The 14077-nt window shown below is 61.5% G+C and carries 9 protein-coding genes and 2 tRNA genes; 4 read left to right on the top strand and 7 right to left on the bottom strand.

The window, feature by feature from the left end:
* The first annotated feature begins 13 nt into the window (after window positions 1-13).
* Window positions 14-89: transfer RNA gene (locus AACX78_RS18805), tRNA-Phe, on the top strand.
* A gap of 5 nt (window positions 90-94) precedes the next feature.
* Window positions 95-170 (top strand) — tRNA-Asn (locus AACX78_RS18810).
* A 453-nt stretch (window positions 171-623) separates the two neighbouring features.
* Here AACX78_RS18810 and AACX78_RS18815 read toward each other — a convergent pair.
* The 4 genes from AACX78_RS18815 to betI form a co-directional block, all read right to left on the bottom strand.
* Window positions 624-1841, bottom strand: coding sequence for a BCCT family transporter (locus AACX78_RS18815; protein ID WP_159167089.1), 1218 nt, complete (start codon window positions 1839-1841; stop codon window positions 624-626).
* Between the two features lie 243 nt (window positions 1842-2084).
* Window positions 2085-3764, bottom strand: coding sequence for a choline dehydrogenase (gene betA / locus AACX78_RS18820; protein WP_159167090.1), 1680 nt, complete (start codon window positions 3762-3764; stop codon window positions 2085-2087).
* A 9-nt stretch (window positions 3765-3773) separates the two neighbouring features.
* Window positions 3774-5237, bottom strand: a complete 1464-nt coding sequence (gene betB, locus AACX78_RS18825) for a betaine-aldehyde dehydrogenase (RefSeq protein ID WP_159167091.1) — start codon at window positions 5235-5237, stop codon at window positions 3774-3776.
* 4 nt (window positions 5238-5241) lie between these two features.
* Complete coding sequence (gene betI / locus AACX78_RS18830) at window positions 5242-5829, bottom strand: transcriptional regulator BetI (RefSeq protein WP_159167092.1); 588 nt, start codon at window positions 5827-5829, stop codon at window positions 5242-5244.
* A gap of 530 nt (window positions 5830-6359) precedes the next feature.
* On the opposite strand from betI, the gene AACX78_RS18835 reads away from it, so the two are divergent.
* Together AACX78_RS18835 and AACX78_RS18840 are read left to right on the top strand one after the other, a co-directional pair.
* Window positions 6360-7637: an alpha/beta hydrolase gene (locus AACX78_RS18835; RefSeq protein WP_159167093.1), complete on the top strand. Its 1278-nt coding sequence runs from the start codon at window positions 6360-6362 to the stop codon at window positions 7635-7637.
* 99 nt (window positions 7638-7736) lie between these two features.
* Window positions 7737-11297 carry an ATP-binding cassette domain-containing protein gene (locus AACX78_RS18840; protein ID WP_159167094.1) on the top strand — a complete coding sequence of 1187 codons (3561 nt, stop codon included), beginning with the start codon at window positions 7737-7739 and terminating at the stop codon, window positions 11295-11297.
* A 53-nt stretch (window positions 11298-11350) separates the two neighbouring features.
* Here AACX78_RS18840 and AACX78_RS18845 read toward each other — a convergent pair whose 3' ends face one another.
* The 3 genes from AACX78_RS18845 to glsB form a co-directional block, all read right to left on the bottom strand.
* Window positions 11351-11560, bottom strand: coding sequence for a YgdI/YgdR family lipoprotein (locus AACX78_RS18845; RefSeq protein ID WP_021139660.1), 210 nt, complete (start codon window positions 11558-11560; stop codon window positions 11351-11353).
* A gap of 198 nt (window positions 11561-11758) precedes the next feature.
* Window positions 11759-13054 (bottom strand): sulfurtransferase, encoded by a 1296-nt coding sequence (locus AACX78_RS18850; RefSeq protein ID WP_159167095.1) that lies wholly within the window; start codon window positions 13052-13054, stop codon window positions 11759-11761.
* 29 nt (window positions 13055-13083) lie between these two features.
* Window positions 13084-14004 carry a glutaminase B gene (glsB, locus tag AACX78_RS18855; RefSeq protein WP_021139658.1) on the bottom strand — a complete coding sequence of 307 codons (921 nt, stop codon included), beginning with the start codon at window positions 14002-14004 and terminating at the stop codon, window positions 13084-13086.
* Window positions 14005-14077 lie beyond the last annotated feature (73 nt).

Here is a 14077-nt window from a genome sequence, read left to right on the forward strand (position 1 = left end):
AATGCGCGCCGTTGCCCAGATAGCTCAGTCGGTAGAGCAGGGGATTGAAAATCCCCGTGTCGGCGGTTCGATTCCGTCTCTGGGCACCAATAATTCCTCCTTAGTTCAGTCGGTAGAACGGCGGACTGTTAATCCGTATGTCGCTGGTTCAAGTCCAGCAGGAGGAGCCAAATTTGAAGAGCCCGCTCATCGAGCGGGCTTTTTTTATGCCTTTCAGCTGCCGTTGCAGGCTGCCAACAGCAGGGTAGCCCCACAGGCTGCGCTAAACAGCAAGAGCCCTGTTTGCAGCACGCCTTCCGGGTTCACCCCTTTCTCTTTTTTCCGACGTCGTATCCACGATGGCTTCACCGAGTCCACCTCACCCTGTTCCAGCACTGATCCCTGCGCACATCGGCAGGCGAGCCATCTTTGTGTCAGCCTCCCTTTATCGTCAACCTTTGCCTCGATAATAAATTCATCAAAGAGACCCTCCCTGTCCCGTTTCATGAGCATGCTGACACGCGGATGTGCGGGCGATCGTATGCCTGGCTCACAAGGAGGTGACAGGCAGCAAGGTCTCGGCTCTGTTTGACCGGCGGATCCAGCCTTGAAGCACACCGACTCTGCGCCCCAGGCTCCCCCTCTTATCCGGCCAGCTCTATCTTGCCGTAGTCGAGGCGATTCTCCTTTGGCGCGCCCTCTATGCTGCTCACCGCCTTCAGCTTGTACCTGATGATGTAGCCGAAACAGGCGAAGAAGAGGCCGATCACCAGGGCACCGACCCACTGGATCTGCAGGAAGTCGAGCTTGAACAGCAGGGTCAAGCCGGCCAGCATCAGCAGGTTGAGCCCGAAGTAACGCCACTGGCCGAGCCGCTGGGTCGTCAACCCCAGGTTGTCGGTATAGAGGCGGATCAGGGAGTCGAGGGAGTTGATCACCATGGTGATCCCCACGGCTACCATGGCCCAGTTGAAGAAGCCGGCGGTCGAGAGCCCCTGCTCGTGGTAGTAGTAGAGCACGGCGAACCAGACGGCGATGGCCAGGGAGGGGAACACCAGCATGGCCCCCAGCAGTTGCCAGGTACGCAGGCCACCGACGAAGCGGGCGGTGAACTGACCGATCATGATGCTCCAGGAGAACCACCAATAGAGGTAAAAGGCGTGGTAATCATTGAGGGGCAGCACGAAGCGCTCTATGTGACCAAAGTATCCTCCCACCAGTGCCAGCGTCGCGGCAAAATCGGCCAGGGATCCCGCCGGCGTGAGAAAGGCGGCGCCCCACATCAGGGCGATCAGGGAGATGAAGCAGGTCGTCGTGCCCAGACTCAGGATCCTGACGAACTTCAGGCTGGTGCTCGAATAGATGGAGAGCGCAATCACCAGCAGCACTATCAGGTAAAAACTCGCCACCAGGCTCTCGCCATCCCCGATCTGGGGCAGATACCAGGGCAGGTTGCTCAGCAGCAGATAGGCGGTGAAGGCACAGGTGCCTATGATCACCAGGTTGTTGAGGAACTTCACCGGCGCCAGCTCAAAGAACTTCACTCTGGGTTCTATCACGCAGAAATAGAAACAGGTCAGAAAGTAGAAACCCCAGATAAGAAATCCCCAGTAACCGAATTCAATGGCAAGCGGATTGGTGAAGCCATATTCCGGGCTCGCCTGCAGATCGGCATAACCGGCAAACTCGGTGAGCGGGAACATGATGAGCCCCACATCCAGGCCGGAGGTGAACAGGATGGCGACGAAGGTAAAGGTGCGCACCGGCGTGGTACCGATACAACGAATATTGCCCCAGCGATAGAGCACAAAGGCGATAGCGGCAAAGGTAAACAGTATTCCTGCACTGAGCCAGACTGTCATGACTGACCTCCTGCGATATCCCTTTCGTGACCAAACATAAGTGCTCCTTGTCATTGCATTGTGGTGTTCAAGAGGCAGTTCGGCTTCCTGCGGACATGACTCCCCCAACCCCGCAGTGGCGAGGGGAAATGGACACGGGATCAGGGCTTAGCTATCGCCGGTATCAAGTGCGATCGGGCGATAGCTAAGGTCTGACGAACTGCCATCCGGGTAGTGGCATCTCTATTTATTAAACCAACAGGCTCAAGCCAGGGAACGCACTGGCTCCCGCGGACGCTGCTTCTCCTGCCAGTGGTCGGCCAGCCCCACCTCGACCGGGTGCGCCGTCAGTGGCACCTTGCCCAGGATCAGGTCGGCGGCGCGCTCGGCCACCATCAGGGTGGGGGCATTGAGGTTGCCATTGGGAATGGTCGGGAAGATGGAAGAATCCACCACCCGCAGCCCCTGCAGGCCATGAACCCGGGTCTCGGGATCCACCACCGCCAGGGAGTCCGTCCCCATCTTGCAGGAGCAGGAGGGGTGGTAGGCGCTCTCCACGGCACTGCGCACGAAGGCATCTATCTGCTCGTCGCTTTGTACCGACACCCCTGGCTGTATCTCCTCTCCCCGATAGGTATCCAGGGCCGGCTGACCGATGATCTCCCGGGTCAGTCGCACGCAGGCGCGAAATCCTTCGACATCATCCGGATGGGAGAGATAGTTGAAGCGGATGGCGGGGGCCTGACGGGGGTCGGCCGAGCGCACCTGCACCTGGCCGCGACTGCGGGGCTTGTTGTGGCCTATGTGAACCTGGAAGCCATGGCCCGCAAACGCCTCCTTGCCGTCATAACGCATGGCGGCAGGCAGGAAGTGGTATTGCAGATCCGGCCAGGGCACCCCCGCCTTGGAGCGGATGAAGCCACAAGACTCGAAGTGATTGGTCGCCCCCAGGCCATCCTTGCGCAGCAGCCAGCGGCTGCCGATGAGGAATTTGTCCCACAGACCCAGTTTGCCATTGAGGGTGATGGGTTGCTGACAGCGAAACTGGAAGTAGAACTCCAGATGGTCCTGCAGGTTTTCGCCCACCCCGGGCAGAGGGTGCAGTACCCCTATCCCTGCCGCCCTCAGGGTATCGGGATCGCCGATGCCGGAGAGTTGCAGCAGATGAGGTGAGCCGATAGGGCCTGCACTCAGGATCACCTCCTTGCCGGCCCTCACCTCCTCCGTCTTGCCCTTGCGTTCGAAGCGCACCCCGACCGCCTGTTTGCCCTCGAGCAACACCTTGTGGACCAGGGCACCGGTCAGCACTGTGAGGTTGGCCCGCCCCATGGCGGGTCTGAGATAGGCATTGGCACTGGAGCTGCGAACCCCCTGCCTGACCGTCATGTGCATGGGGCCGAACCCCTCCTGCTGGCGGCCGTTGTAATCCGCCGTCCCGTCGTAGCCAGCTTCCACACCGGCATCGACGAAAGCCTGATAGAGGGGGTTTTGCATCTGGTTGCCATTGTTGACCCCAAGGGGTCCCTCAGCGCCGCGATACTCATCCCCACCGAAGGCCCACTGCTCGGCCCGCTTGAAGTAGGGAAGGCAGTTGGCGTAATCCCAACCCTGCGCCCCGGCCTGCTGCCACTCGTCAAAGTCACCGGCGTGGCCGCGCACATAGACCATGCCATTGATGGAGGAAGATCCTCCCAGCACCTTGCCCCGTGGGCAGTGCATGCGCCGCCCGTCCAGATGGGGCTCGGGCTCGGTCTCGAACTGCCAGGCATACTTTTTGGTGTTCATGGGGATGGAGAGAGCGGTCGGCATCTGGATGAAGATGCTCTTGTCGCTGCCCCCCGTCTCCAGCAGCAGCACCCTGTGCTGACCATTCTCGCTCAGGCGGTTGGCCAGCACGCAGCCAGCGCTGCCCGCCCCCACTATGATGTAATCGAATTGCGTCATGGTGCCTCCTTAAAACGGGCTCTGGATCGCTTGCATGCCGACATAGACGGACTTGAGCTGGGTGTAGTGCTGCAGAGTCGCCAGGCCGTTCTCCCGCCCTATGCCGGACTGCTTGAAGCCGCCCACCGGCATCTCGGCCGGGGAGGCGCCATAGCTGTTGATCCAGCAGATCCCGGCCTGCAACTGGTGCACCACCCGATGGGCGCGACGAATATCCCGGGTGAAGACACCGGCCGCCAGCCCCAGTGCAGTGTCGTTGGCTCGCCGTACCACCTCTTCCTCCTCATCGAAGGTGAGTACCGACATAACGGGACCAAAGATCTCTTCCCGGCAGATCCGCATCTCGTCCCGGCATTCGCTGAAGATGGTGGGGGCGACGAAGAAGCCATCCGGTGCCATGGCCGGCCGCAGCGCCTCCCCGCCACAGCGCAGTGTGGCCCCCTCTTCCTGGCCGATGCGGATATAGTCGAGCACCTTGCGCTGATGCTCACGAGAGATGAGGGCACCGAAGTTGGTGGCGGGATCCATGGGGTCGCCGATCCGGATATTGTCCCGGGTTCGGGCCAGCAGCCGCGCCATGAAGGCGGGGTAGATCCCCTGTTGCACATAGACGCGGGTGCCATTGGTGCACACCTCGCCCTGGGTATAGAAGTTCGCCACCATGGCGGCGCTGACCGCCTCTTCCAGATCCGCATCGTCGAAGATGATGAGGGGGGACTTGCCCCCCAGCTCCATGGTCACCCCCTTGAGGGTCTCAGCAGCAGCGCGCATCACCTTCTTGCCGGTGCCCACCTCGCCGGTGAAGGAGATCTTGGCCACCTCGGGCGCCTGACTCAGCCAGGCACCGACCCGGCCATCCCCTTGCACCACATTGAAGACGCCAGCGGGCATGCCGGCCTCGATGAAGATCTCCGCCAGCTTGAGGGCACCGAGGGGCGTCTCTTCCGAGGGTTTGAAGATCATGCTGTTGCCGCAGGCCAGCGCGGGGGCCGCCTTCCAGCAGGCAATTTGCAGCGGGTAGTTCCAGGCGCCGATCCCGGCACAGACGCCGAGGGGTTCGCGGCGGCTGTAGTAAAAATCAGCCCCCAGCTGCTGCTGATTACCCTCGATGGCAGCGGCCAGGCCGGCGAAGAACTCAATGCTGTCGGCGCCAGTCACCACATCCACCACAGAGGCTTCCTGCCAGGGCTTGCCGGTGTCGGCTACCTCGATGGCGGCAAGGATATCGTTACGCTCACGCAGCAAAGCCACGGCCCGCAACAGGATCCGGCCACGCTCGACCCCACTCATGGCCGACCAGAGCGCAAAACCCTTCTGGGCACTCGCAATGGCCGCAGTTTGCACTGCCTCATCGGCCACCTCGACCTCGTAGATGACGGCCCCGCTAGCCGGATTGATCACCTCGAAGTACTCGCCCGAGGCATTGGCCAGATAACGGCCGTCGACAAAATTCTGATAACGCTTCAAAGACATGAATTCACTCCGCTGGGGTCAGTCGTTGCTGGATAAAGAGTTTGCAAAGCCGCTCGGCGCGGCTGAAATCGGGTTCAGGGCTGGGGCTCAAAGCACTGCGTAGCCAGAAGCCATCTATCATGGCGGCGCTCTGTTGTGCGGCAGCCAGTGCCTCTTGCCGGGTCAGGCACAAGCCGAAGGAGCAGGCCAGATTGCTCAGCAATCGCCGCTGATTGATCCGCTGAAGGCGGGCCAGGCCCGGTTCATGGCTGGCCTGAGACCAGAAAGCAAGCCAGGTGCGCGCCACGGCCCGGGAACACTGCAAAGGGGTGAAATTGGCCTCCACTACCGCCATCAGTCGTGCTTGTGGCGACATACCGGGTACGAGCCGCTCCCGCAGCGCCTGACCAAGCGCGGCTTGCAGGTCTCGCATGGCCGCTTCAATCAGACCCTGCTTGCCACCAAAATAGTGGCTGATGATGCCGGAAGACATGCCGGCCAGGGTACTGATGCGATGGATGGTGGTGTGTTGCAAACCGAACTCGTCCACCGAAGAGATGGTGGCCTGGATCAGTTGCTGACGACGCTTTTCAGAGACTCCGACTATGGGCATGTTTTTGTTAATTGATTGTTCAACCAGCAACAACCATAAAGATTAGAGCAGGAAGGATCAACCACACAAAAATGAGTGAAACAAAAAACAAAATGCAGAGATAAACAAAAACACCATTAAAAAACAAATAGATAAACAATAATGAAAAGCGTGAATTTAATTTAGATATCAAATCAATTTGTTTCTAAAAGGTTACTTATCAGAGCAAAAAACAACCAAACCCATTTCAATCAGTTGCCCCCCCAACCATGAAAACGGTCATCTGGAGGTCACAACAACAGGGTGTGGCGGTGGTTTTTTGTCTATGCCGACACCGAATGTCACCTTGATAGAAGGGGAGCGATAGGCATAGAGGATGAAGATTTCATGAGCAAGAAAATGGGGGGCTGACTGCGGGCACAGGATCGCGAACAACATGAGGGAAATTACCCGTCTTGCCACCCCTTTCAAAAACCGGCGTGACCGGGCCGGGGGCCATGGTTATGATATGGCTCCCACCAAAAAATCACCTCGTTCAGGGAGAACGTCAGATGAGCAACCCCTTGCGTTACGTGCTGGACGGCATCCATTGCGAGCCACACTTCTTCACCGTGCCCCTTGATCACCAGCAGCCGAACGATGAGGAGACGCTCATCCTGTTTGGTCGCACCCTCTGCCGCCAGGACAAGCTGCACGATGAGCTGCCCTGGCTGCTGTTCCTGCAAGGGGGGCCCGGCTTTGGTGCCCCGCGTCCGACCGCCAATAGTGGCTGGCTCAAGCGGGCCCTGCAGGAGTTTCGGGTATTGCTGCTCGATCAGCGTGGCACCGGCCACTCAACCCCCATCAGTGCCGATGCGCTGGCCCAGCGCAGCGCCCAGGAGCAGGCCGACTACCTCAGACTGTTTCGCGCCGACAGCATAGTGCGGGATGCGGAATATGTTCGCGCCATCCTGAGTCCTGCTCGCCCCTGGAGCCTGCTCGGCCAGAGCTTCGGCGGCTTTTGCAGCCTCACCTACCTTTCCCTGTTCCCGGACAGTCTGCACGAGGTCTACCTCACAGGCGGCGTGGCCCCCATAGGCCGCAGTGCAGACGAGGTCTATCGCGCCACCTATCAACGGGTGGCGGACAAGAACCGCGCCTTCTTCGCCCGTTTCCCCCATGCCCAGGGCATCGCCAACCGGCTGGCAAACCACCTGCACAGCCACGAGGTGCGCCTGCCCAACGGCCAGCGCTTGACGGTGGAGCAGTTGCAGCAGCAGGGGCTGGATCTCGGCGCCAGCGGTGCCTTCGAGGAGCTCTACTACCTGCTGGAAGATGCCTTCATCGGCGAGCGGCTCAACCCCGCCTTCCTCTATCAGCTGCAAGCCATGCAGCCGTTCAACACCAACCCTGTGTTCGCCATACTGCATGAGTCCATCTACGCCGAAGGGGTCGCCAGCAACTGGGCGGCCGAGCGGGTCAGAGCCGAATATCCGGCCCTGGCCTGGGCACCCGGCAAGGATTTCGCCTTCACCGGCGAGATGATCTTCCCATGGATGTTCGAGCAGTTCCGTGAGCTGATACCACTCAAGGAAGCGGCCCACCTGCTGGCCAAAAAGGCCGATTGGGGCCCCCTCTATGATCCCGCGCAGCTGGCCCGCAACACTGTGCCCGTGGCCTGTGCCGTCTATGCCGAAGACATGTATGTGGAGTTCGACTACAGCCGCGAGACCCTCAAGGGCCTCGGCAACAGCCGCGCCTGGATCACCAACGAATATGAACACAACGGCCTGCGAGTCGATGGCGAGCTGATACTGGACCGCCTCATCCGGCTGAACCGGGAGCGCTGATCCCGGCCGGGCGACGAGCCCGTTGCGATACACATAATATCGAGGGCGACCCATGAGTCGCCCCACCCTTTGGAAGCAGCACAATAATAAGGACACCCATTGGATCACCCGGAAATCTCGGCCGGCTGGCTGAGCCGCCTCTTCTATCACTGGACGGGCCCGCTGCAACGCAAGGGGCTGACCGAACCCCAGGTCGGCCTCGACGATCTCTATCCCCTGCTGCCGGAAGACAGACGGGATGGCAGGGCCGATGCCTTCCTTCAGCTCACCGCCACCCAGCCGGTACGCCCCTGGCCCATCACCGCCTTTATCTGGCGCCATTACAAGGGGCGGATTGGCCTGCTCACCCTGTTGCAGCTGCTCGGCATGCTGGCGACCCTGGCCAGCCCCTGGCTGCTCAACCACAGCATGACCCAGCTCGGTGCGGGCGCCCCCACGGAGCAAAAATTGCTGCTGGCTTTCGCCCTGTTTGCCTCTGTGCTCGCCGCCGGCATGCTGGCGGAGCACTCGTTGCAACTGGCGCTCAAGATGCACGTCCCCATTCGCCGCCTGCTGGCCGAAGCCCTGCTGGCCAAGGTGATGAAGCTGGGGGGCAAGAGCTTCGACGACAGGGCCGGCGGTCGGGTGCAGAACCTCATCAACCGGGATGTGTGGGACATAACCTGGATCCTGGCCGACCCCGCTATGCCGCTCACCATGGCACTGCAACTGCTCGGCACCATAGCCCTGCTGGTGTGGCAGGTGGGCAGCGCCGGTCTGGTGGGTTTTGCGGTGCTCACCCTGCTGCTGCTCATCTCCACCCGGGTGGTGCGGCGGATGAACCAGCAGGAGCAACAGCTCAAGCGTCAGCAGGACGAGCGCAACGGCATACTGGCGGAATACATCAAGAAGCTGCGACTGGTGCGCCAGAACGGGCTAGGCGCCTTCTTCACCCGAGCGGCCAACGCCAAGCGCCAGCAGGAGCTGGGGGTACTCGGTCGGGTGCTCAAGCTCGATGCCATCAACGACAGCCTGATGCTGAGCACGCCGCTGCTGGTGACGCTCGCCACCTTCACCACCTATCTGGTATCGGGCCAGAGCCTGACCCTGCCCCAGGTGTTCACCACCATAGCCCTGTTCACCGTGCTGCGGATCCCCATGATGCGGCTGCCCTATCTCATCCGCACCCTGATCAACTTCAACACCGGCTTCAACCGGCTGTGCGAGTTCCTCAACAGCCCGGAGCAGCACAGGGATCTCACCGATGCCAGCCTGCCCGTCGGCAGCCTGCGGGTCGATGCGGTCACTGCCCTGCACCAGCAGAAATCGGTACTGCAAGGGGCCAGCCTCATCATACAGCCGGGGGAACTGGTGGGGATCACGGGCCCCACCGGTTCAGGCAAGAGCTGCCTGCTGCACCTCATCGCCGGCTTCGATGACAGCTTCGAGGGGGAGATCCGCCGTCACGGCCGGGTCGCCCACCTGGGCCACAAGCCCTGGTTGATGAACGACACCATTCGCAACAACATCTTGTTCGGTCAGCCCTGGCACGGTGAACGCTATCGCTGGGTGCTGGGAGCCTGCGCCCTCGGCGCCGACCTCGGCCTGCTCAGCCATGGCGATCAGACCCTGGTGGGCGAGCTGGGTACCCGCCTCTCCGGCGGTCAGCAGCAGCGAGTCGCTCTGGCCCGCGCCCTCTATGCCCAGGCCGATATTCTGCTGCTGGACAACCCCCTCTCGGCACTGGACCCCATCGTCTCGGCCCAGGTGCTGGAGCAAGGGCTCGCCTTCAAACCGGGCCCGACCCGACTGCTGGTGAGCCACGACCCGGACGTGCTGGCCCACTGCGATCGGGTGATCCGCATCGAGCAGGGCCGACTGGTTGAGCTCGATGCCCGCCAGCTGGCGGATCTCATTCAGCACCCGCTTCCCGCCCCCATGGTGGCACCGCAGGAGGCTGAACAGTTCAGCGAAGAGAAGGTGGTGGAAGGCAAGGTGGACTGGGGGCTGTTTGGTTTCATGTGGCAGCGTCTCGCCGCCCCGGGCGCCATCCTGATCGCCCTGCTGCTCACCCTGGGGCAGGAGGGGCTGCGCATCGCCTCGGATCTCTGGCTCGGCGGCAAGGCCGGGCTCACAGAGGTGAGTTCACTGCTCGGCATCTATGTGCTGCTGGGGGCAGGATCACTGGTCTGCATCATGGTGGTGCGGGTCATCAACTACAAGCTGGGGCTCAAGCTGGCCTGGACCCTGTTCGACGGCATGCTGAGTCGCATCAGCCGCGCCCCCATGGCCTTCTTCGACAAGGTGCCGCAGGGACGCATCCTCAACCGCTTCGACCGGGATCTGGGGGAGGCGCAAGAGATACTGCTGTCCATGCTGATGGGGCTGTTCGGCATGCTCATCTCAGTGCTGCTGCAGGTGGTGGTGATAGGCGTCAACATGCCGCTGCTGCTGCTCATCGCCCCCCTGGTGGGCTGGGCGCTCTATGTGCTGCAACGGCGCTACCGGGCGGTGCAGCTCAAGCTGCGGCGTCAGGCATCCGTGCTGCGCTCGCCGCTCTACATCAGCATCAGCGAGACCATTCGCGGAGCCCCCGCCCTGCGTCTGGCCGGAGCCGAGCGCTTCGCGCTGGATCAGGTGCTGCTGCACTATGACAACAACCTGCGCAGCTGGTACACCACCACTTCCATCAACCGCTGGCTCGGCATGCACCAGACCCTGCTCTCCGCCGTGCTGGTGGGCGCCGTGGCGTTGATGGTGGCCTTTGGCAACAGCTCGCTGCTGGGGGCCGTCGCCATCACCTACGCCTTTACCGCCTCGGCCATGCTCAACTCCCTCATTCGCACCTTCGCCGAAGTGGAGCAGGTGATGAATGCGGTGGAGCGGGTGCGCGAATACAGCGAAATCGAGAGCGAGCGCCAGCAGGGGGAAGCGCTGGTGACGCCCCATCCCGGGGTGCGCTTCGACAACCTGGGATTGCGCTATCCGGAGGCGAGCCAGTGGGCCCTGCACAAGGTGAACTTCGAGTTGGTCCCCGGCGAGAAGGTGGGGGTTTGCGGTCGTACCGGTGCGGGCAAGAGCTCGCTGCTCGGTGTGCTGCAAGCCATGTATCCTGTCTCACAGGGAGAGATTTACTACGGCGATCAACCGCTGTCCCGGCTTGCACCGGAGGCGGTGCGGGATCTCTACGACACCGTCTCCCAGACGCCCCTCACCTTCTTCGGTACCTTGCGCGCCAACCTGGCGCCGCTCACCGAGCAGGATGACGAGGCGCTGGAGTTGGCACTGGCCCGGGTCGGTCTGGCCGAGCGCTGCGCTGGCAGGCTGGACGAGGACCTCGACAAGCTGCAACTCTCGGCTGGCGAGACCCAGCTGCTGGTGATCGCCCGCATACTGCTGTCACGTCGCCCGCTCATAGTGCTGGACGAGGCCACCTCGGATCTCGATCACGGCGGCATGCGCAAGATGGCGGAGCTGCTCTATCGCTATCGGCCGGAGGCCACTTATCTGGTCATCGCCCACCATCTGGAGCCGCTGCTGTCGGTGGACAAGGTGGTGGTAATGGAAGCGGGAACCGTGGTGGAACAGGGCTCGCCGGTCAGCCTGCTGGCCAACTCCCACTCCCGCTTCCATCAGCTGTTTGTCGGTCAGGTCAACCGCCAGGTGGCCGAGATCAACTGACACGAGAAACAACAAGGGCTGCCCGCAGGCAGCCCTTGCTCTTTGGTGGAGCCTCAACGCTCCATGATTTGGGTGACATCATCCTGCTTGATCATCACCTCCCGCCCTTCGGCATCGTAATAGCGGTACATGCCGGTGCTCTCATCCAGCTTGGGCTTGCTGTCGGTGGTGATCATCTTCCCATCCTTGGTACTCATGATGTATTGGGAACTGCACGCCACGAGTCCCAGTGCACACACCAGGATCATCATCAGTTGTTTCATCGCCTGTCTCGTCTCCCTCTTCACCCTCACCACGAGGGTGGTGACTGAAGCCTAGCGCAACCTCACCGCCCCCACAGAGTGGATTGACAGAACGGGATCTACATCAAAAATCAGTGACTTGGCATCGACGTTGAACTTGATGCCAGCGGCACATATGAAAAAGGCCGGACATCTGTCCGGCCTCTTGTGACTGCCTGTTCATGACTTGGCGGGCTGACGCTCACCGGTCACTGTGGGGTTCGCAGGGTCTGCACTCCACTCGTACCAGCCACCGTCATAGACACTGATCCGCTTCCAGTCCATCAACCAGGCGTAGAAGAAGGCTTCGGAGGCGCGCCAGCCGGTACCGCAGTAGAAGGCGGCCTGCTGGGTCGGCTCGATATTCCACTCATCCCACATGGTGAGGATCTCGCGGGCCGGTTTCATGGTGCCGTCCGGGTTGTGGAAGTCACTCATGCTGTTGGCATCCACGCCACCACGCCCCCACTTGGCCCCCGGAATGTCGCCTTTCGGCTTGATGTAGCTGTAACCTGAGGTATTGCCGACAAACTCGTCCCAGGTGCGCACGCTGACCAGGGCACTGTCGGGCTGCTTGAGCAACGCCTTGGCCTGATCGAGTGTGGTGTAGTACTCGGGGTGGGCCGGAATGGCCACGCCAAACTCTTTCACCGGCTCGAACTTGTTGGGCAGGCCGGTTTCGGTGCGCAGGTGCTGCACGAACCAGGCATCGAGGCCGCCATCCAGCAGGCGCACATCGGCCACGCCGGCATACATCATCAGGTGCGCCGCGCGGGCTGCCGCCATTGTGTTGCGACCATAGAGGATGACGGTGGTGTCGTGACGGATGCCATTTTCCAGCAGCAGCGCCTTGAGCGCCTCGTCAGAGACCTTGTTCCACAACGGCTCCTCTTCCAGGCGGTTGGTATCGATATAGCCAGCCCCGGGTATGTGACTGATGAGATAGGCCTTGGGTGAACCCCAATCCACTTCGAACAGCTTCCACTCCCCTTTGGGGGCGGCAACCACGGGTTTGCCTTCCTGCAGGTCCGCCAGCCAGCGCGGATAGACCAGCTGCTGCCAGCGCGCCAGATACTCGCGGGGGGCGGCTTTCCACGCTTGCAGCTCGAACAGCTGCTTGATGCCCTGCTTGCGCAGCAGACGGGCCACCTCGGCCACTTCCCGCGGCTCGCCATAGAGCGCCACCGGACGATCGGCTTTCAAGCCCTTGATCTCCAGTGCCTTGGGCCATTCGTCATCACTGTATTTCCAGTCGGCCGAGAGATTTTCGGCGCCAGCAACGTGGCCACCCTGCTTCTCCCCTTCCATGGGCCAGCCCTGATAGAAGTGGCTGGCACGGGTATCCAGAATCACGGCATGTTTGGCCTTGGCATCCGCCAGTGAGAGGGGTGGCAGTTCGGCTGCAAAGGCGGGCAGCGCGCACCAAAGCAACAGGGCCGTCAGACTGGTCCGCAACAGACCAATATATGCTTTCATGATGTTTTCTCGATTCATGGTAAACAAGGTTAAAAAATGGAGCGGCCCAGACGCTCGGCCAGCAGCTCCAGTGCCGCCGTGCCCGCCAGCGAGTTACCAGCCTTGTTGAGCTCGGGCGACCAGACGCAGACAGACAGCTCCCCCGGAATGAGGGCTATGATGCCACCGCCGACCCCGGATTTGCCCGGCATACCGACCCGATAGGCAAAATCACCGGCCTCGTCGTAGAGACCACAGGTGGCGAGCAGGGCATTGACCTGCTTGGTGGTGCGGGCCGGCAGCAGCGGTTCACCGGCCCCCAGCGGCACGCCGCGGTTGGCCAGATAGATGAATGCCCGCGCCAGATCGACACAGCTCATGCGGATGGCGCAGGCATTGAAGTAGCTTTGCAGCACCTTGTCCACTTCGTTTTCGAAGTTGCCATAAGCCTTCATCAGATAGGCGATGGCGGCGTTGCGGGCGGAGTGCTGATATTCGGAGCGGGCCACCACCTGATCCGCCATGATGGCCGGGTTGCCACTGAGGCGCCGCACCAGCTCCAGAGTACGTTGGCGCGGGGCCGTGAGCCGGGTCTCAAGCAGATCGCTCACCACCAGGGCACCGGCATTGATAAAGGGGTTGCGAGGTATGCCCTGCTCGAACTCCAGCTGCACCAGCGAGTTGAACGGCTGGCCGGAGGGCTCCTTACCCACCCGGGCCCAAATCTCCTCCTCCTGATAGAGAGTGAGCGCCAGCGTCAGGCTCAGAGCCTTGGAGATACTCTGGATGGAGAAGGGCTCGAAGGCGTCACCGGCGGTGAACAGCTCCCCCTCCACGGTACAGACCGCCATGCCGAGCCGATCGGCCGGCACCTGGGCCAGGGCCGGAATATAGTCGGCCACCTTGCCTTGCCCGAGCAGCGGGCGCACCTCGGCCAGAATGCTGGCCAGTAATTCGGATGACAACACCATAAGCGATTCCATAACTAGGGGCTGTGGAGATCCCATCCCCACTGACAAAAATCCCGCCAATGGCGGGATTTGT

Origin of the sequence: Aeromonas sp. 9A (assembly GCF_963900955.1) — a bacterium.
GTDB lineage: Bacteria > Pseudomonadota > Gammaproteobacteria > Enterobacterales > Aeromonadaceae > Aeromonas > Aeromonas salmonicida.